Origin of the sequence: Roseomonas sp. E05 (assembly GCF_030063475.1) — a bacterium.
Taxonomy (GTDB): Bacteria; Pseudomonadota; Alphaproteobacteria; order Acetobacterales; family Acetobacteraceae; genus Pseudoroseomonas.
Window position 1 is genome coordinate 47,628 of the sequence record NZ_JASIRT010000022.1, and the last position, 16,779, is coordinate 64,406.

Annotated in this window: 19 protein-coding genes and 1 pseudogene; 8 read left to right on the forward strand and 12 right to left on the reverse strand. The window is 72.2% G+C overall.

Annotation, left to right across the window (positions count from 1 at the left end):
• Positions 1 to 115: 115 nt before the first annotated feature.
• Genes tsaE through QMO56_RS18695 form a run of 3 tightly spaced genes read left to right on the forward strand, consistent with a single transcriptional unit; the run spans position 116 to position 2,371 of the window.
• A complete protein-coding gene (gene tsaE, locus QMO56_RS18685; protein ID WP_283528213.1) occupies positions 116 to 577 on the forward strand; it encodes a tRNA (adenosine(37)-N6)-threonylcarbamoyltransferase complex ATPase subunit type 1 TsaE in 462 nt (153 codons plus the stop codon).
• A 52-nt stretch (positions 578 to 629) separates the two neighbouring features.
• Positions 630 to 1,649 carry an aminoglycoside phosphotransferase family protein gene (locus tag QMO56_RS18690; protein WP_283528215.1) on the forward strand — a complete coding sequence of 340 codons (1,020 nt, stop codon included), beginning with the start codon at positions 630 to 632 and terminating at the stop codon, positions 1,647 to 1,649.
• Positions 1,646 to 2,371 (forward strand): nucleotidyltransferase family protein, encoded by a 726-nt coding sequence (locus QMO56_RS18695; RefSeq protein ID WP_283528217.1) that lies wholly within the window; start codon positions 1,646 to 1,648, stop codon positions 2,369 to 2,371. The genes QMO56_RS18690 and QMO56_RS18695 overlap by 4 nt, the downstream gene beginning before the upstream one ends.
• A gap of 70 nt (positions 2,372 to 2,441) precedes the next feature.
• Here QMO56_RS18695 and QMO56_RS18700 read toward each other — a convergent pair whose 3' ends face one another.
• The 3 genes from QMO56_RS18700 to QMO56_RS18710 form a co-directional block, all read right to left on the reverse strand.
• Positions 2,442 to 2,999, reverse strand: a complete 558-nt coding sequence (locus QMO56_RS18700) for a DUF1080 domain-containing protein (RefSeq protein ID WP_283528219.1) — start codon at positions 2,997 to 2,999, stop codon at positions 2,442 to 2,444.
• Positions 3,000 to 3,089: 90 nt separating this feature from the next.
• On the reverse strand, positions 3,090 to 3,407 hold the full coding sequence (locus tag QMO56_RS18705) for a hypothetical protein (protein ID WP_283528221.1): 318 nt from the start codon (positions 3,405 to 3,407) through the stop codon (positions 3,090 to 3,092).
• 236 nt (positions 3,408 to 3,643) lie between these two features.
• The gene (locus QMO56_RS18710; RefSeq protein WP_283528222.1) at positions 3,644 to 4,504 is read right to left on the reverse strand and encodes a GNAT family N-acetyltransferase; all 861 of its coding nucleotides are present in this window, start codon (positions 4,502 to 4,504) and stop codon (positions 3,644 to 3,646) included.
• Between the two features lie 115 nt (positions 4,505 to 4,619).
• Between QMO56_RS18710 and QMO56_RS18715 the strand changes: the two genes are divergently transcribed.
• Positions 4,620 to 5,288: a haloacid dehalogenase type II gene (locus QMO56_RS18715; RefSeq protein WP_283528225.1), complete on the forward strand. Its 669-nt coding sequence runs from the start codon at positions 4,620 to 4,622 to the stop codon at positions 5,286 to 5,288.
• Between the two features lie 36 nt (positions 5,289 to 5,324).
• On the opposite strand, the gene QMO56_RS18720 is transcribed toward QMO56_RS18715, so the two are convergent.
• Positions 5,325 to 6,233, reverse strand: a complete 909-nt coding sequence (locus QMO56_RS18720) for a YihY/virulence factor BrkB family protein (protein WP_283528227.1) — start codon at positions 6,231 to 6,233, stop codon at positions 5,325 to 5,327.
• Positions 6,234 to 6,439: 206 nt separating this feature from the next.
• Here QMO56_RS18720 and QMO56_RS18725 point away from each other — a divergent pair, with 206 nt between their 5' ends.
• From QMO56_RS18725 to QMO56_RS18740, 4 genes and pseudogenes are all read left to right on the forward strand, one after another.
• On the forward strand, positions 6,440 to 6,646 hold the full coding sequence (locus QMO56_RS18725) for a hypothetical protein (RefSeq protein WP_283528229.1): 207 nt from the start codon (positions 6,440 to 6,442) through the stop codon (positions 6,644 to 6,646).
• A 184-nt stretch (positions 6,647 to 6,830) separates the two neighbouring features.
• Positions 6,831 to 7,040 carry a hypothetical protein gene (locus tag QMO56_RS18730; RefSeq protein ID WP_283528231.1) on the forward strand — a complete coding sequence of 70 codons (210 nt, stop codon included), beginning with the start codon at positions 6,831 to 6,833 and terminating at the stop codon, positions 7,038 to 7,040.
• Between the two features lie 50 nt (positions 7,041 to 7,090).
• A pseudogene (locus tag QMO56_RS18735) lies at positions 7,091 to 7,786 on the forward strand (YoaK family protein); the annotation flags it as partial.
• Positions 7,787 to 8,009: 223 nt separating this feature from the next.
• On the forward strand, positions 8,010 to 9,167 hold the full coding sequence (locus tag QMO56_RS18740) for an MFS transporter (protein ID WP_283528232.1): 1,158 nt from the start codon (positions 8,010 to 8,012) through the stop codon (positions 9,165 to 9,167).
• A 256-nt stretch (positions 9,168 to 9,423) separates the two neighbouring features.
• On the opposite strand, the gene QMO56_RS18745 is transcribed toward QMO56_RS18740, so the two are convergent.
• The 8 genes from QMO56_RS18745 to QMO56_RS18780 all read right to left on the reverse strand — a co-directional run bounded on the left by QMO56_RS18745 (position 9,424) and on the right by QMO56_RS18780 (position 16,766).
• Positions 9,424 to 10,080, reverse strand: a complete 657-nt coding sequence (locus tag QMO56_RS18745; protein WP_283528234.1) for a serine protease — start codon at positions 10,078 to 10,080, stop codon at positions 9,424 to 9,426.
• Between the two features lie 332 nt (positions 10,081 to 10,412).
• Positions 10,413 to 10,940 carry a hypothetical protein gene (locus QMO56_RS18750; protein ID WP_283528236.1) on the reverse strand — a complete coding sequence of 176 codons (528 nt, stop codon included), beginning with the start codon at positions 10,938 to 10,940 and terminating at the stop codon, positions 10,413 to 10,415.
• Positions 10,937 to 12,778: a transglycosylase domain-containing protein gene (locus QMO56_RS18755; protein WP_283528238.1), complete on the reverse strand. Its 1,842-nt coding sequence runs from the start codon at positions 12,776 to 12,778 to the stop codon at positions 10,937 to 10,939. The genes QMO56_RS18750 and QMO56_RS18755 overlap by 4 nt, the downstream gene beginning before the upstream one ends.
• Before the next feature lie 221 nt (positions 12,779 to 12,999).
• Entirely contained in the window at positions 13,000 to 13,884 is an 885-nt protein-coding gene (gene rfbD / locus QMO56_RS18760) for a dTDP-4-dehydrorhamnose reductase (protein WP_283528240.1), read from the reverse strand.
• A 14-nt stretch (positions 13,885 to 13,898) separates the two neighbouring features.
• Entirely contained in the window at positions 13,899 to 14,771 is an 873-nt protein-coding gene (rfbA, locus tag QMO56_RS18765) for a glucose-1-phosphate thymidylyltransferase RfbA (RefSeq protein WP_283528279.1), read from the reverse strand.
• A 10-nt stretch (positions 14,772 to 14,781) separates the two neighbouring features.
• Positions 14,782 to 15,837 carry a dTDP-glucose 4,6-dehydratase gene (gene rfbB / locus QMO56_RS18770; RefSeq protein WP_283528281.1) on the reverse strand — a complete coding sequence of 352 codons (1,056 nt, stop codon included), beginning with the start codon at positions 15,835 to 15,837 and terminating at the stop codon, positions 14,782 to 14,784.
• Between the two features lie 61 nt (positions 15,838 to 15,898).
• The gene (gene rfbC, locus QMO56_RS18775; RefSeq protein ID WP_283528242.1) at positions 15,899 to 16,483 is read right to left on the reverse strand and encodes a dTDP-4-dehydrorhamnose 3,5-epimerase; all 585 of its coding nucleotides are present in this window, start codon (positions 16,481 to 16,483) and stop codon (positions 15,899 to 15,901) included.
• Positions 16,484 to 16,625: 142 nt separating this feature from the next.
• Positions 16,626 to 16,766 (reverse strand): hypothetical protein, encoded by a 141-nt coding sequence (locus QMO56_RS18780; RefSeq protein WP_283528244.1) that lies wholly within the window; start codon positions 16,764 to 16,766, stop codon positions 16,626 to 16,628.
• Positions 16,767 to 16,779 lie beyond the last annotated feature (13 nt).

Below are 16,779 nucleotides of genomic sequence, written 5' to 3' on the forward strand. Positions count from 1 at the left end.
TTGGAGTGTCCCCAGCTGAACAGCGGAAACGCCGGCAGGTTCGGTGGCGCGTGGCGGCCCGCCTCCGCCTGCCCTTGAAAACGGCCGCGCCCCGGGGGCAGATTGCCTCCTGCCCATGCCCGAGACGCTGCACCTCCTCCTGCCCGACCTGGCCGCCACCGAGGCGCTCGCCGCGCGCGTCGCCGCGCTCGCGCGCCCGGGCGACGCAATCCTGCTGGAGGGGCCGCTGGGCGCCGGGAAGTCCGCCTTCTGCCGCGCCTTCCTGCGCGCCGCCGCCCACAATCCGGCGCTGGAGGTGCCCTCCCCCAGCTTCACCCTGGTGCAGGGCTATGACCTGCCGCGCGGCCCGGCGCACCATTTCGACCTCTACCGCCTCGCCGGCCCCGAGGAGCTGGAGGAGCTGGGCTGGGAGGAGGCCCGCGAGGGCATCGTGCTGGTCGAATGGCCGGACCGGCTGGGCTGGCTGACCCCGCCCGGGGCGCTGCACCTGACGCTTCGCCCCGACCCCGAAGGCGAGGCCCGCCATGCCGCGCTGCGGGGCTGGGATGCGCGGCTGGCGGCCCTGGCCGGGCTTTGACGCATTCCGCGCTTGGCAATCGCCGCGGCCTGCGGCACCTCCTTGCCGCAGCATGACCCCTACGGATTCCTTTCTGGCCGCCCATGGCTATGCGGAGGCGGCGCGCGCGCCGCTGCCCCAGGATGCCGGCCACCGCCGCTACACCCGCCTGAACGGCGGGCCGCGCCCCGCCCTGTTGATGGACTGCACCGACGCGCCCAGGGTCGGACTGACGCCGGAGGAGGATCTCCTCCCCTTCCTGAAGCTGGCGCGGCACATCGCCGGCATCGGCCTTTCCGCCCCCGCCATCCTGGCCGAGGACGCGCCGCATGGCCTGTTGCTGGTGGAGGACCTGGGCCACGAGACCCACGCCATGCTGCTGGATGCCGGCGCCGCGCCGCAGCCGCTCTACGAGGCGGCCGCCGAGGCGCTCGCCGCGTTGCACGCCGCCCCGCCGCCGCCCGGCCTGCCGCACTGGGAAGCCCCGCGCATGGCGGCGACGGCAGCGCAGACCTTCCTGGACTGGTGGTGGCCCGCCACCTTCGGCGCCGCCCCCGGCGAGGCGATCCGGGCCGGGTTCATGGCCGCCCTGCACGCCATGCTGACGCCCTTCGCCGGCGCCGGCTGCCTGGTGCACCGGGACTACTTCCCGGCCAACCTGATGCACCTGCCGGACCGCGCCGGGCCGCGCCGCGTCGGCATCCTGGACTTCCAGGACGCCGCCCTCGGCCATCCCGCCTATGACATGGTCAGCCTGACCGAGGACGCCCGCCGCGACGTGGCGCCCGCCGTGCGCGAGGCGGCCCTCGCCCGCTATCTCGCCGCCCGGCCGGAGCTGGACCCCGCCGCCTTCCGTGCCGCGATGGCGGCGATGGCGGCGCAGCGGCACCTGCGCGTCGCCGCCCTCTGGGTGCGGCTGGACCGCCGCGACGGCAAGCCGCACTACCTCCGGCACGGCCCGCGCTGCTGGGCGCTGCTGGCCCAGGCGCTGCGCCATCCCGCCGCCGCCCCGCTCGCCGCCTTCCTCGACCGCCACGTGCCCGCCGAGTTGCGGCGCAACCCCGACAGCCCCACCAAGGACGACGCCGCGTGATCACCCTCAACTCCGCCATGGTGCTGGCTGCCGGCCTCGGCACCCGCATGCGGCCGCTGACCGAGGCGAAGCCAAAGCCCCTGCTGCCGCTGGCTGGGCGCAGCCTGCTCGACCACGCGCTGGACCGCATCGACGCCGCCGGGATCGGCAAGGTGGTGGTCAATGCCCACTGGTTTCCCGAGCAGGTGGAGGCGGTCTGCACGGCGCGCCCCAACCCGCCCACGGTGCTGCGCGAGGAGCCGGTGCAGGAGACCGGCGGCGGGGTGCGCGACGCGCTGCCGCATCTCGGCGCCGATCCCTTCCTGGTGGTGAACGGCGACGCCTATTGGCTGGACGGCCCCACCCCCACCATCGAGCGCCTGGCCCACCGCTTCGATGCGGCGGCGATGGACGCCCTGCTGCTGGTGGTGCGTGCCACCGCGGTGGAGGGCGAGGTCGGCCGTGGCGACTTCCTGCTCGACCCGCTCGGCCGCGTGCGCCGCCCGAAGGAGCGGGAGATCGCCCCCTACTTCTACGCCGGGCTGCAGATGGTGCATCCGCGCCTCTTCGAGGGCGCGCCGGCAGGCTCCTTCAGCATGAACCTGCTGTGGAACCGTGCCATCGAGGCGGGGCGGCTGTTCGGCCTGGTGCATGACGGGGCGTGGTTCCACCTCTCGACACCCGTCGATCTGCGGCGGGCCGAGGCGGCGCTGGCCACCGGGCTGACGCGGCCGCTGTTCTAATGCGGGGGCCTGGGGGAACTCGGTTCCCCCGGCGGGGTGGTCCAGGAGGGGTGGAGCCCCTCCTGCCCGGCTAAAGCGCCATCACGTCCAGCCGCCGGAACTGCACCGCCGAACCCTCGTGGTGGTTCTGCAGGGCGATGTGCCCGCGCGGTTCCCGCGTGGCGGGCAAGAGATGCGCGGCGGGCGTCCCGTTCAGCCAGACCGCCAAATGGTCCCCCTTGGCGCGGATGATGAACTCGTTCCAGTCGCCGCAGGGATGCGAGAGGTGGCCGCTGGCCGGCGCCAGCCGGTAGATCGCGCTGGTCAGGTGCAGCGGACTGTCCAGTTGCTTCCCCTTCGGGTCATAGCCGCGGTCGTCGATCTGGATCTCATAGCCGCGCTCGATCGCGGGCCCGGGGCTGTCCTGCAGCGGCGGACACCGGATGAACACGCCGGAATTGTCGTCCGGCCGCTGGATGCGCCATTCGACCTTCAGCACGAAGTCTTCGAAGGCCGCATCGGCGAACCAGAACAGGCCGGAGCCGCCGAAGCTCTCCAGCACTCCCGGCGCCGCCCAGCGGAATCCGCCCGGTCCGGCCATGCGCCAGCCGGCGAGGTCGGCGGTCAGCAGCGGCCTGAAGTCTTCCATTCCCTGGCATTCCCCTCACACGTGGTCACGGCGTCCATCCTGGCCCACCCGGCCGGGCACGCCGACTGAAAAGCCGTCCATCGGCCCCCCTCAGGCGATGTCGGGGCGCCGCATGCCTTCCGCCGCATCGATGGCGGCCAGGATGGCGCGCCACTGCGCATCCTCCAGCCCAGCGGCGTGTTCCCCGCCCGCCAGGAAGCACGCCCGGAAAGCCTCAAGCTCCTGCGGCGCCAGTTCGACGCCGCATTCCGCCCGCTCTCCGGCCTTCGCCGCCCGCAGCAGGGCGGCGCGCGCGCCCTCGATCGCCGCCGGCTCCAGCGGCGTGGTCCCGGACACCGAGGCAGCGCCGCGCTCGAAGGCGTTGCGCGCCGGCTCGATGAGTTCGCCGGGCAGTCGCAGTTCGGGCATTGTCGGTCTCCATGGGTTGCGGGCCAGGCAGCGGGAACGCTCCGAATCCGGCGCCTCCCTGGCAACGCCGCCGATGCTCTTCCGTTCCGCCCCCCGAAGCGCATCGGGGGCGCATCGGGGGCCTCCCCGGTGCGGAAGGCCCGCCTTGCGGCGTCCTGCTGGCCGGGGGGCCCGATGGCAGGCAAGACGCCACGCCCGATAAGGCCCGGCGAAGGAGACGAGGCTGAAAGCGCGGCTCAGCCCAGCGCCTGATTGACCAGCGCGAAGCGGTGCACCACCCCGCCGGACGCCGGCGCCGGACCGCGCCGCATCGCCGTGGCGGCGCCCGCCGGCTGGAGCCCCCACGCCCGCAGCCAGGGCGAGAGGCCGCTTTCCGCCGGGACGTCGATGCGCAGGGCGCGGCCGCCGCAGGCCGCGAGCCAGTGCGCCACCAGCGCCTGCGCCGCGGCCGCGTCCGGCGCCACCACCGGGCCGACCGTCCAGCCCCGGCCGAAGCGGCGCAGCATCGCGAAGCCGGCCGGCCCGCCCTCGCGCTCCAGCACCACGGCCTCGGCGCCGGCGAGCAGCGCCGCGATCAGCGGCGCGCGGTCGAGCCCGGTCGCCGCCTGGTCGAGCGCCGCCAGCATCGTCGCGTCCCGGCGCTCTGCCGGGCGCAGCCGCTCTCCGGCGCCGGGCACCGCCGGCCCGGCCGGCGCCACGACACCCTCATGCTTCCACACCTCGCCCGACGTGACGAAGCCGAGGCTCGCATAGAGCGGCTGGCCCGCCGCCGTGGCATGCAGCAGGATGCCGCGCCCCTCCAGCGCGGCCACCGCCGCCGCGGTCAGCCGCCGCCCGAGGCCCTGGCCCTGCGCCTCGGGCGCGACGATCACCATGCCCAGCGCCGCATAGCCGGTGCCGAAGTGCCAGCCCATCACCGTGCCGAGCAGCCGGCCGGCGCGCTCGGCCGCGAGGCCGGAGCCCAGCGCCTGCACGAACCGCCAGTCCTCCAGCCGATGCGGCCAGCCCACGGCCTGCGACAGGCCCCGCGCCGCCTCCAGATCATCCGCCGTCAGCGGCCGCAGCGCGACCTCCGCCTCCACACAGTGGCCAGACACGGCTTCTCCTTCCTTTCGCGCATTGCGCCCGCCATCATGCCGCATTCCGCGCGGCGGGACAGTGCAGCGCACAACGGGGCGCCGCGCCTTCATCCGCATCTCGGGAGATCACGCCATGCCCGGCTTCCGGCCGAAGTTCATCACCTTCGACTGCTACGGCACGCTGACCGACTTCCGCATCGGCGCGCTGGCCCGCGAGGTCTTCGCCGGGCGCCTTCCGGCCGGGCGGATGGACGCCTTCCTCAGGGACTTCGCCGCCTACCGGTTCGACGAGGTGCTGGGCGCCTGGAAGCCCTATGCGGAGGTGCTGGCCTGCGCCGCCGAGCGGAGCTGCCGACGGCACGGTATCGCCTTCGCGGCGGCGGATGGCCAGCGCCTCTATGAGGCCATCCCCGGCTGGGGTCCGCATCCCGACGTGCCGGAACCGCTGAGGCGCGTGGCGCGGGATTTCCCGCTGGTCATCCTCTCCAACGCCGCCGACGCGCAGATCCGCCACAACGTCGCGAAGCTGGAGGCGCCGTTCCACGCCGTCTTCACGGCCGAGCAGGCCGGGGCCTACAAGCCGCGCTTCCGCGCCTTCGAATACATGTTCGACCAGCTCGGCGCCGAGCCGGGGGAGATCCTGCACGTCTCCTCCAGCTACCGCTACGACCTGATGGCGGCGCACGACCTCGGAATCGGCCGGCGCGTGCATGTGGCGCGCGGCCATGAGCCAACCCTTCCCCACTACGGCGCGCAGGTCATTCCGGACATCGGCGGACTGCCGGGGCTGCTCGGCCTCTGACGCGCCGGAGGGCCACCGCCCGCCGGCACCGCCCGCTCAGCCGCCATCCCCATCCGGCCGGCGTTCCCGGTCGCGCAGCCCCCGCTTCACCGGGTCCTCGCGCCGCTCCGCCCATTCCTGGCGCAGCCCGTTGACCTCGGCGCCGGCCAGCAGCGCCAGCGCGGTGAGGTAGAACCACATCATCAGCACCACGCCGCCGCCCAGCGAGCCGTAGAAGACGCCGAAGCTCTGCGCGTGCGAGACATAGACGGAAAGCCCGATCGAGGCCGCGACCCAGAGCAGCGTGGCGGCGACGGTGCCCCAGGAGGCCCAGTCCCGCTGCGGCCGTGCCCGGCTGGGCGCATAGGTGTAGAGCGCGCCGACGGCCAGGGCGAAGAGCAGCACCAGCGCCGGCCAGCGGGCGATGCTGACGAGGTCCAGCAGGTCGCTCTCCACATGGCCGGTGAGCAGCGGCGGCAAGGCGAGCAACGCCAGCGTGAGGGTCAGCAGCAGGAAGACGGCGAAGGCGATGACGACGGCGATGCCCTCCCGCTGCAGCCAGCCGCGCCGCTCCGTCTGGTCATAGACGATGTTGAGCGCGGTCAGCAGGCCGCTGGCGGCCCGCTGCGCCGCCCAGAGCGCGACCAGCAGGTTCAGCACCAGCCCGAGACCGAAGCCGAAACCCTGCGGCACCGTCGTCACGAACTCGACCAGCACGGAGGCGGCGGCCTTGTCCGCCAGCAGGCGCTCGGCGCCCGACTGCACCGGCCCGCGCAGCAGCGCCGGATCGGCCACCTTGCCCAGCAGCGCCGCCGCGCCGGCCAGCGCCGGCAGCACGCCGAACATCGCATGGAAGGCCAGGGCGGCGGCGACGGTCTGGGTATGGTCGCTCAGCACCTCGGCGAGGAAGGCACGCAAGGGGTGCCGCCAGGGCGCCTCGCGGGGCTCACGCTGCGAGTCGGCCATCTGTTCCTCCTCCCTCCGGGCGGACCAGGCGGTGCAGTCCCCCCGCCACGGCCCCGCCGCAGGCCGGCAACCGCTCAAGAAGGTGGGAGTTTCCGCGCTTTCCACCCTGCCCTGTCCTGTCGGCGGCGATCGACACCTTGTCTCGTCCTCCGCGGAGGGGAATCTTCTGGGCCGGCACGACAGATGCCGAAATGGAGGAAATCACCATGACCGCGACCGACAACCTGCGTGTCCTGAGACAGCAAGCCTATGCGGCCCGCCGCACCCACATCGCCGGGACGCTCGGCAAGGCGCATGAATCGCCCGCCGCGGCGCGGCTGCCGGGATTGCAGCGGATGATCGCCGGCCTTGATGAGGCGCTGGAACTGAATGGCCGCGGCGAGGCCGGGGCGCGGCGCGACGACCGCGCCTGACATCGCCCGAGGCCGGACCAGAGGGAACGACCTCCGGCCCGGCCTTTTTGATCCGGGCCGTTTTGATTTGGCACCCGGCGGGCTTCGCGCATAATGCGCCTGAATGGCCGGCCCTCGGATGAAGCCCTCCCCGCATGATGCCCCCTTGGCAGCCTCCTGACATGGTCCGTCGGCGCCATCGGGCATGACGGGGATCGGCCATAACGGCGGGCCGCCGCTCGACCCGGAGCCGGACCCCTCCTGGAACGCCTGGTGCTGGCGCCGCGCGCAGCGGCGGGCCTGGAAGACGCCGCCCCGCGAGATCGCGCTGCGCCGGCTGGCGCGCGCCGAGGCCAATGGCATGACCTATCGCGAATACACGCTCGAGATCCTGGAGCGGGGCCGCCACCGGTGAACCATATCGCAGGCCTCGCGGAGGACGGCGCCGGCACCCGGCGCGGCAGCCTGCCCGGGCGCCAGGGCACCACTCCGGTGACGGAGGTCACCCTCGGCCTGACGCTGGCCTTCGTGGCCGGCGCGGTGAATGCCGGCGGCTTCATGCTGGTCGGGCGCTACACCTCGCACATGTCGGGCATCGTCTCGGCGGTGGCCGACGATCTGGTGCTGGGCGCCACCGGGCTGGTGCTGGCCGGGCTGACGGCCCTGGTTGCCTTCGTGGCAGGCGCGGCCTGCTCGGCCGTGCTGATCAACTGGGGCCGACGCAACCGGCGGCACAATCCCTATGCCCTGCCGCTGCGGCTGGAGGCGGCGCTCCTGCTGGCGGCCGGCCTCGGCGGCGGAGCGCTGCCGTCCGCCGCGCCGGCCACGCTGGCCGTGCCGCTGCTCTGTTTCCTGATGGGCCTGCAGAACGCCACCATCACCAAGATCTCCAATGCCCGCATCCGCACCACCCACGTGACGGGCCTGGTCACGGATATCGGCATCGAGCTGGGCAAGCTGCTCTACTGGAACACTCCCCTCCTCGACCCGCAGGCGCCGCATGTCCGCGCCGACCGCACCAAGCTGCGGCTGCTCGCCGCCCTGCTCGGCAGCTTCACCGGTGGGGGCGTGGCGGGCGCGCTGGCCTTCGGCCATTTCGGCTTCCCGGCCTGCCTGCCGCTGGCCCTGGCGCTGTTCCTGCTGGCACGGGCGGCGGTGCTGCCGGCCCCTTCCCGGACCCTCCCGTCCCCGCCGCCGGCCGGCATGGGCCAGCCCCTCGCGGCGCCACCGCGCCCGCTGTCCCGGGCGATGATGCGGCACCGCAGCAACGCCCGCCCAAGAAGATGAAGCCTCCCCTCGCAAACTCTTGATCGGCACATTCTGACGCGCGAAATCCTGGCCGGGCACGGCATCCATCCGCGCCTTCCTTCCTCCAGGATCCGCCATGTTCCCCGGCACCGGCCAGTTTCGCCTCCTCACCCTGCATTTCAGCCTGTTCCAGCTCGCGGCCTCGCTCGCCGGAGGCTTCGTCGGCGCCTATCTGCTGAAGCTGGGCTTCAGCCTGCCGGCCGCGCTCGCCGCCTATGCCGGGCTGCTGATGCTGCGTTTCGGCCTGCGCTTCGCCGCCCTCGGCATCACCCGCCGCCTCGGCTTCAAGCGGGCGCTGGCCGGCGGCGTGGCGCTCGGCGCGCTGCAGTTCGTGCCCCTGCTGCACGCCGACACGCCCTTCTGGTTCGCCGCCTGGGTGCTGATCGTGGCGGCGGCCGAGGCGCTCTACTGGCCGGTCTATCACGCGGCGATGGCCGTCACGGGCGAGGCCAGCCGGCGGGGGCGGGAACTTGGCCTGCGCACCGCGATTGCCGCCGTGATCGGCGTGCTTGGCCCGCTCGGCGGCGGGCTGCTGCTGGAACATGCCGGGCCCGCCGCGGACTTCGCCATCGCCGGCACGCTGGCGCTGCTTTCCATTCCGCCTTTCCTGCGCATGGCGGAGTTGCCCGCCGGCCCCATCCCCGCCCTGCGCGAGTCGATGCGCGGCATCGACCGGCTTGGCCTCGCCGCCTTCGCCGCCGATGGCTGGATCGCCTCGGGCCTGGTGCTGGCCTGGCCGATGGTGCTCTTCGCCGCGCTCGGCGCCCGTTTCGAGGCCCTCGGCCTGGCCAATGCGGCGGCCGGGCTGGCCGGCGCCATCGCCGGCATGCTCTGCGGCCGGGCAATCGACCGCGGCCAGCGCGAGCGCTATCTCGTCGGTGTCTGTCTGGCGCTGGGCCTCGGTTTCCTGTTGCGCGCCGGGGCGAGCTGGTCGCCGCTCGCCGCCGCCCTCGCCAATGCCACCGGCGCCGCCATCATGGGCCTCTACGGCCCGGTGCTGATGAGCGTGATCTACGACCGGGCCAAGCAGTCCGGCGCCGCCTACCGTTTCCACTTCGCCACCGAGGCGGGCTGGGATATCGGCGCTGCCTCGGGCTGCCTCGCGGGAGCGGCGGTCGCATGGCTGGCCATGACGCCCTCGCTTGCCGTGCTGCCGGGCATGCTCGGGGTGGTGGTGCTCTATCTCTGCGTGCGCCAGCGCCGCGCGCCAGCGCCACTGCCGGCGGTCGCCTGAGGGCAAAAGCAAGGCCGGAAAAAGGAATTCCCCGGTCAGACTCACAGAGCATTTTCCGTTCGCCCTGGCTTGCGGAAAACGCTCTGGCCGTTTGTTTTGACGAGCATCTTCACCCGTTCCGATGATGCCATCGGAACGGGATCTGCTTTAGGTTTGGCCCACCTTCTTTTTGTCGGTTTGCGCATCCCTGGCCGCCAGCGCGGAAACCTGAAGAAGAAAGATGGGAGGTCCGGGGGAATTCATTCCCCCCGGCCTGCTACGGCGCCTCCGGCAGCGCGGCGGTGGGAACAGCCAGCCCACGCGCGGCGTCCTTCGCGCCGGCCACGGCGATGCCGATGACGGACCACACGCCCGGCGCCTCCTGCGCCAGCACGGGCGCGCCGCTGGCCCCCCGGGTCCCGGCGCAATCATGCACCAGCAGTCGCGCAGCTCCGTGGCCTGCGAGGCCCAGCAGATGGCAGTCCCGGTCGGCCAGGATCAGCTCCGGCCGGTCCTGCTGATAGCCGCCGAGCATCAGCGGCGTGCCCGGCGGCGGCAGGCGCCGCTGCAGGAACAGCGGCCGCACGCCCTCCGCCACATCCTGGTCCAGCGTCAGCAGCGCCCAGTCCGCCTCGGGCGGGCCACGGCGCGCGGGATCGAAGCCAGGGCCGGTCTGCAGGCGCACCGCGCGGCCCGCCGCTTCCCAGCGCCCGAGATGATAGCCGCGCAGGAAGTGCACGGATTGCGGCTGCACGAAGCGGCCGGTGCGCGGCGCCACGAGGCAGTGCGCCGCCGTCAGCACCGTGCGCGGGGCGATCAGCGCGCCGGTGCAGCGGCCACCCAGCTCGGTCTGCACACGCCCCAGCGCACGCCAGGGCACCGCTGCCGCCACCGCCTGCCGCGGGTCGCTGCTGCCAAGGCCTGGAAGGCGCACCGGTTGGGCCATGCCCGGAGAACTGGCAGCCCATGATGCTGCCAGAAGCAGGGCAGGACACAGTGACCTGAAAATCCGCATCCTGCCTCTTCCGAGCCACTGGCGGTGTCGCATTAATGATGCGTTAAGTGTTGTCGAGGAAAACAAACTTTCCATCAGCAAGCACCGCGCCCCCGATGCCGAAATCCAAGATGCTTCCTCTGCATGACCTGCCCGCATGCAGCCGCCGGATTCTGCGCAACCTGTGGCGCTGGCTGCGGGGCGATCAGTACCGCCCCGAGCGCCACTACATGCGCGGCTCCTCCCGACGCTGAGCCGGGCCCGGACCCTCCTCAGGCCAGGGTGACGCGCGTCGTCCCGGCCTCTGCCGTGACGGTGAGGCCCGCGGCCGTCAGCGCGGCCTCCGCTCCTTCCGGTGGCGCCCAGTTCACGGTGATGACGTTGCCATCCAGCGTGAGGTGGGGTGTGCCAGGCGGCAATTCGCGGGCGCCCACGATCAGGTCGAGCAGCGCGAGGTCCACTTCCGGCCGGGGCGGGCTGATGGTGGCGGTGGAGAGCACCTCCACCTTGAGCGGCTTGCCCACCGCCAGGGCCAGCACCGGCCGCACCGCCTCCAGGAAGCGGCCGGAATCGACCGGGCTCCGCTCGGCCGGGCGGCCGAGGCGGAAATAGGCGCGCAGCAGCGCCTCCAGGCCCTTCGCGCCCTCCAGGGCGCGCTTCACCCGCAGGGCGCTGCGGTCCTCCGGCGGCAGGCTGGACGCCACCGAGTCGAGATTCGCGTTCAGCACCATGAACAGATTGTTCACCGCGTGCTGCATCGGCCTGGCCAGGCCGGCCATCCTGTCGGGCGCGTCGGTCATGGCGTAATGTCCTCCAGGATCTCGTGGAACAACCGTGCCGGCAAAGTGCCGCCACTCACTTCTTCCATCGGGCTGGCGTCGTCATTGCCCAGCCAGATGCCGATGACCAGGGGCTCGGCGAGGCCGATGAACCAGGCATCGCGCGAATCCTGCGTGGTGCCGGTCTTGCCGCCGACGGCGCGGCCCGGCACGGCGGCGGCGCGCCCGGTGCCGCCCTGCACCACCGCCGTCAGCATCCGGCGCATGGCCGCGGCCTCCCCCGCGGGGATGACCCGCTGCGGCGCCGTGCGCGGCACGGCCAGCAGGCGCTCGACGGATTCGGCGCGCTCCACGCCATAGGGCGTGACGCGGAAGCCGCCATTGGCGAAGGGCGCATAGCCCGCGGTGAGGTCCAGCAGCGTCACCTCCGCCGTGCCGAGCGCCAGGGAGGCATCCTTGGGAAAGCGACCCGGCAGGCCGAGGCGCCGCGCCACCTGCGCCACCGCCTCCGGCCCGCCGGCCTGCAACAGCAGGCGCACGGCGGCGGTGTTGATGCTGTGCGCCAGGGCCTCCTGCAGCGTGATGGCGCCGCGTGAGCGCCAGCGGCCATTGCCGGGCGACCAGCGCCCGAGCGTCAGCGGCGCGTCGGAGACGGTGTCTTCCGGGCTCGCGCCCTTCTCCAGCGCGGCCAGCCAGACGAAGGGCTTGAAGGCCGAGCCCGGCTGCCGCCACGCCATGGTGGCGCGGTTGAAGGGGCTCTGCCGGTAGGAGCGGCCACCGGCCATGGCGCGCACCGCCCCGTCACGCGCGTCCAGCACCACCACCGCGCCCTGGCCCACATGCGCCGCCCGGCCGGGACCGGAGAGCATCGCCTCCAGGTGGCGCTCCACCACGGCCTGCGCCTTGCGGTCGAGTGTGGTGCGCAGCGTCAGGTCGGTCGCGGTGGGGTAGTCCTCGGCCAGGTCGCCCTGCACCCATTCGGCGAACCAGCCGGCATCGCCGGTGGGGCGCGGGGGCAGCGCCATGCGCTCCGCCTCCAGCGTGGCGCGCTGCGGCGTGATCAGCCCGACATCCACCATCGCCCCCAGCACATCGGTGGCCCGCCGCATCGCCGCCTCGGGCGCGGTGCGGGGATTGAGGCGGGAGGGCGCCTTGGGCAGCCCGGCGAGGATCGCCGCCTGCCAGAGCGTGACGCGCTTCGCCGGCACGCCGAAATAGAGCCGCGCCGCCGCATCCACGCCATAAGCGCCGCTGCCGAGATAGACGCGGTTGAGATAGATCTCGAGCAGCTGGTCCTTGCTGAAGCGGTGCTCCAGCCAAAGCGCCAGCATCGCCTCCTGCACCTTGCGGCGCAGGCTGCGCTCGGGCGTAAGGAACAGGTTCTTGGCAAGCTGCTGCGTCAGCGTCGAGCCGCCCTGCACCACCCCGCCGGCCCGCAGGTTGCTCATCGCCGCGCGCAGCAGGCCGATCGGGTCCACGCCGAAATGCGCGCGGAAGCGCCGGTCCTCCACCGCGATCAGCGCGCCGGGCAGGTAGGCCGGCAGTTCGGAAAGGCGCACCCGCTCGCCATACAGGTCGCCGCTGGTGGCGAGCAGATGGCCGTCCGAGGTCTCCAGCGTCACCGAGGGCCGGCGCGTCGCGACCAGCGCATCGCTGGGGCGCGGCAGGTCCCAGGTGAACCAGAGCAGCAGCACGGCGAGCGCGACGCCGCCCCAGATGCCGAGCAGCAGCGCCCAGCGCAGCAGCAGGCCGAACAGCCCGCGCCGGCGCATTGGCCGGGCAACGGCCGGCCGGGCCGGGCCGGCGCGACTGGAGGTGAGCGGCGCAGCGCGGCCTGCGCGCACCGGGGAACGAGGCATGCGCATGGCTTTACCACGAGGAGCGCGTGCGGCGGCAAACGATCCGCAACCATCACGACAAGATGGCGGCATGATGCACGCCCGGGACAAGCAGGCTGGGGGAATGAATTCCCCCAGGCCCCCATCTTTTTTCTTCGGGTTTCCCGCGCTTGCGGAGAGCACAACCCTCAACTGATAAAAAGAAGATGGGGGCTCGGGGGAATTCCTTCCCCCGAACTTTTTCACCGGCCGATCAGCGAATCCAGGCAGCGCGCCAGGGACTCCCGCCAGTCGGCGGGCGTGATGCCATGCACGGCACCGATGCGGCTGCAATCCAGCCGCCCATCGGCCGGGCGCTGCGCGCGCGTCGGGTACTCGCTGGTGGCGATGGCCTTGAGCTGCGGCACCGGCCGGCCGCGCGCCCCGGCCTGGCGGAAGATCTCCGCCGCGAAGCCGTGCCAGGTGGTCCAGGGCTGGCCGGTGAGATGGAACACTCCGAAGGCCTCGCTGCCGGCCTGCTCCGCCTGGAGGCGCGGCAGCATCCGGGCGATGGCATCGGCGAGGTCAGCGGCGAAGCTGGGCGCGCCGTGCTGGTCGGCCACCACCGAGAGACTCTCGCGCTCCGCGCCGAGGCGCAGCATCGTCTTCAGGAAGTTGTTGCCATGCGGGCTGCAGACCCAGGCCGTGCGCAACACCACGGAGCGCGGATGGGCCGCCATCACCGCCCGCTCCCCCGCCAGCTTCGAGGCGCCATAGACGCCGGGCGGCGAAGGCGCGTCGGCCTCGACATAGGGGCTGCCCTTGCAGCCGTCGAAGACATAGTCGGTCGAGACATGCACGAACGGAATGCCGCGCGCCGCCGCCGCCGCGGCGAGCAGCCCAGCGCCGGTGGCGTTGATGGCATGGGCCAGTTCCGGCTGGTCCTCCGCGCGGTCCACCGCCGTATAGGCGGCGGCGTTGACGATGGCTTCCGGCGCCGCGTCCCGCACGGTCCGCGCGATGCTCTCGGGATCGGTCAGGTCGAGCTCCGGCGCCTCCAGCGCCGTCACGGCATGGCCGTCCTGCGGCAGCCGGTCAGCCAGTTCGAGGGCGAGCTGGCCGGTGCGGCCGGCAACCAGGATGCGCATGGCGCTGTCTCCTCTCAGACTGCCCCGTCCGCCAGGCGCAGCAGGTGCTGGCCATAGCCGGTCTTGGCAAAAAGCCTGCCGCGCACGCGCAGCTGCTCGGCATCGATGAAGCCGTTGAGGAAGGCGACCTCCTCAAGGCAGGCGATCGGCAGGCCCTGGCGCTGCTGCAGGGTGCGCACGAACTCGCCGGCGTCGAGCAGCGAATCATGCGTGCCGGTATCGAGCCAGGCATAGCCGCGGCCCATCTGCTCGACATGCAGCGTGCCGGCCTCGAGATAGTGCCGGTTGACGTCGGTGATCTCCAGCTCGCCGCGTGCGGAAGGCTTCACCGCGGCGGCGACGTCGAGCACCGTGTTGTCGTAGAAGTAGAGCCCCGTCACCGCCCAGTGAGAGCGCGGCTGCGGCGGCTTCTCGACGATCGAGAGCGCGCGCCCCTTCGCATCGAACTCCACCACGCCATAGCGCTCGGGGTCCTCGACATAGTAGGCGAAGATCGTCGCGCCCTTCTCGCGCGCCGCCGCCTGCCGCAGCATCTCGGAGAGACGCGCGCCGTAGAAGATGTTGTCGCCCAGCACCAGCGCCACGCGGTCATCGCCGACGAAGTCGCGCCCGATGATGAAGGCCTGCGCCAGCCCCTCCGGCTTCGGCTGCACCGCATAGGTGAAGGAGATGCCGTACTGGCTGCCGTCGCCGAGCAGGCGCTTGTACAGATCGAGGAACTCGGGCGAGGAGATCACCAGGATCTCGCGGATGCCGGCCAGCATCAGCACCGAGATCGGGTAGTAGATCATCGGCTTGTCATAGACCGGCAGCAGTTGCTTGTTGACCGCCAGCGTGGCCGGGTGAAGCCTTGTGCCGGAGCCGCCGGCGAGCACGATGCCCTTCATTGCCGCCCCCTCAGCCCGCCAGCCCGAGGCGTTCGCCGCCATAGCTGCGCTCCAGCAGCGGGCGCCACCAGCCCTCGTTGTCGAGATACCAGCGGATGGTCTTCTCCAACCCGCTCTCGAAGGTCTCCTGCGGCTGCCAGCCCAGCGTCTCACGCAGCTTGCTGGCGTCGATCGCGTAGCGCAGGTCATGCCCCGGGCGGTCGGTGACGAAGCTGATCTGCTCCGCGTAGGACTTGCCGTCGCTGCGCGGGCGCAGCCGGTCGAGCACAGCGCAGATCTGCCGGACCACCGCGATGTTCTGCCGCTCGGCATTGCCGCCGACATTGTAGGTCTCGCCTGGCGTGCCGCGCTCGAACACCGTCTGCAGCGCGCGCGCGTGGTCCTCGACGAAGAGCCAGTCGCGCACGTTCTCGCCGCGGCCGTAGACCGGCAGCTTCTCGCCCTGCAGCGCCTTGATGGTGACGAGCGGGATCAGCTTCTCCGGGAAGTGGTAGGGGCCGTAGTTGTTCGAGCAGTTGGTGATCAGCGTGGGCAGGCCATAGGTGTGGTGCCAGGCGCTGACCAGATGGTCGGAGGCCGCCTTGCTGGCCGAATAGGGCGAGCGCGGATCGTAGGGCGTGGTCTCGGTGAACAGCCCCTCGGCGCCGAGCGAGCCATAGACCTCGTCGGTCGAGACGTGGTGGAAGCGGAAGCCCGCCTTGCGCGGCTCCGGCAGGCCGCGCCAGTGGCCGAGCGCCGCCTGCAGCAGCGTGAAGGTGCCGACGACATTGGTCTGGATGAAGGCCCCCGGCCCGTCGATCGAGCGGTCCACATGGCTCTCGGCGGCGAGATGCACCACCACATCCGGGTCGAATTCGGGGAACAGCCGGGCCAGCAGGGCGGCATCGGCGATGTCGCCCTGCACGAAGCGGTAGTTCGGCGCATCCGCGACGGTGGTGAGCGAGGTCAGCGTCCCCGCATAGGTCAGCTTGTCCAGGTTCAGCACCGTGTGGCGCCCCTCGGCCACCAGGCGACGGACCAGGGCAGAGCCGATGAAGCCGGCGCCGCCGGTGACCAGAACGTTCAGTGAGCGGGGTTGCAAGGACAGGCCATCCTTCTGCGGGCAGGCGGGACGATACGGAATTCTATCAGGGAACCAGCGCCTCGCCGAGCGGCTGGAGCGGCCGGCCGTCATACCCAAAGGGGCTATCGAACCCGGCCAGTGCGGGCTGCGTCCGGTCCTTGCCGGAGAGGATCGGGCCCTCGGCCGGCAGAGGCCAGCCCACCCCGATGTCGGGGTCGTCCCAGCGGATGCCGGCATCGCATTCGGGCGCATAGACGGCCGAGGTCTTGTAGGCGACCTCGGTCCCCGGCTCGAGCGTCACGAAACCGTGTGCGAAGCCTGCCGGCACGAAGAGCTGCTCGCCGCCTTCGGCTGTCAGCGTGGCGCCGACCCACTTCCCGTAGGTCGGCGAGCCCTTCCGCAGGTCCACGGCGACATCGAAGATCCTCCCGCGCAGGCAGCGCACCAGCTTGTCCTGCGCATGCGGCGGGCGCTGGAAATGCAGGCCGCGCAAGGTCCCCGGAGTGGCCGACATCGAATGATTGTCCTGCACGAACTCGCAGCGGATGCCGATGGCCGCGAAGCGGTCGCGGTTCCATGACTCGACGAACCATCCACGCTCATCACCGAAGCGCCGGGGGCGGATCAGTTGCACGGGGTTCTGGTTCATCGTGGTGCTTACCTCTCCCCCGCGGCGGAGGACCTCCGCAGGGACCATATGTCGAAAGAAGGAAAGACGGCCCTGTGGCGCGGATAGACAGGCAGCATGGCCGGATGAAGGCAGCGGGACGGGTGCAGCGTCCGCCGCGCCCTCACGCTCCGATGGGTGCGGGCCCGCCCTGCGCGGCGCCCGGCAGGATGTCGGCATCACGGATCAGGTGGCGCTGGCGGTGCGGCGCGGCGGCACCGAAGCCCGCAACGGCCATGGCGGGCGGAAAGGCAGGGGCATCCATGGCGCGGTCCTAT

Excerpts from the sequence above, each read along its gene's own strand:
- tsaE (WP_283528213.1), top strand. The coding sequence starts at position 116 with ATGCCCGAGACGCTGCACCTCCTCCTGCCCGACCTGGCCGCCACCGAG.
- QMO56_RS18690 (WP_283528215.1), top strand. The coding sequence starts at position 630 with ATGACCCCTACGGATTCCTTTCTGGCCGCCCATGGCTATGCGGAGGCG.
- QMO56_RS18700 (WP_283528219.1), bottom strand. The coding sequence starts at position 2,999 with ATGGAAGACTTCAGGCCGCTGCTGACCGCCGACCTCGCCGGCTGGCGC.
- QMO56_RS18705 (WP_283528221.1), bottom strand. The coding sequence starts at position 3,407 with ATGCCCGAACTGCGACTGCCCGGCGAACTCATCGAGCCGGCGCGCAAC.
- QMO56_RS18715 (WP_283528225.1), top strand. The coding sequence starts at position 4,620 with ATGCCCGGCTTCCGGCCGAAGTTCATCACCTTCGACTGCTACGGCACG.
- QMO56_RS18720 (WP_283528227.1), bottom strand. The coding sequence starts at position 6,233 with ATGGCCGACTCGCAGCGTGAGCCCCGCGAGGCGCCCTGGCGGCACCCC.
- QMO56_RS18725 (WP_283528229.1), top strand. The coding sequence starts at position 6,440 with ATGACCGCGACCGACAACCTGCGTGTCCTGAGACAGCAAGCCTATGCG.
- QMO56_RS18730 (WP_283528231.1), top strand. The coding sequence starts at position 6,831 with ATGACGGGGATCGGCCATAACGGCGGGCCGCCGCTCGACCCGGAGCCG.
- QMO56_RS18740 (WP_283528232.1), top strand. The coding sequence starts at position 8,010 with ATGTTCCCCGGCACCGGCCAGTTTCGCCTCCTCACCCTGCATTTCAGC.
- QMO56_RS18750 (WP_283528236.1), bottom strand. The coding sequence starts at position 10,940 with ATGACCGACGCGCCCGACAGGATGGCCGGCCTGGCCAGGCCGATGCAG.
- QMO56_RS18755 (WP_283528238.1), bottom strand. The coding sequence starts at position 12,778 with ATGCCTCGTTCCCCGGTGCGCGCAGGCCGCGCTGCGCCGCTCACCTCC.
- rfbD (WP_283528240.1), bottom strand. The coding sequence starts at position 13,884 with ATGCGCATCCTGGTTGCCGGCCGCACCGGCCAGCTCGCCCTCGAACTG.
- rfbA (WP_283528279.1), bottom strand. The coding sequence starts at position 14,771 with ATGAAGGGCATCGTGCTCGCCGGCGGCTCCGGCACAAGGCTTCACCCG.
- rfbC (WP_283528242.1), bottom strand. The coding sequence starts at position 16,483 with ATGAACCAGAACCCCGTGCAACTGATCCGCCCCCGGCGCTTCGGTGAT.
- QMO56_RS18780 (WP_283528244.1), bottom strand. The coding sequence starts at position 16,766 with ATGGATGCCCCTGCCTTTCCGCCCGCCATGGCCGTTGCGGGCTTCGGT.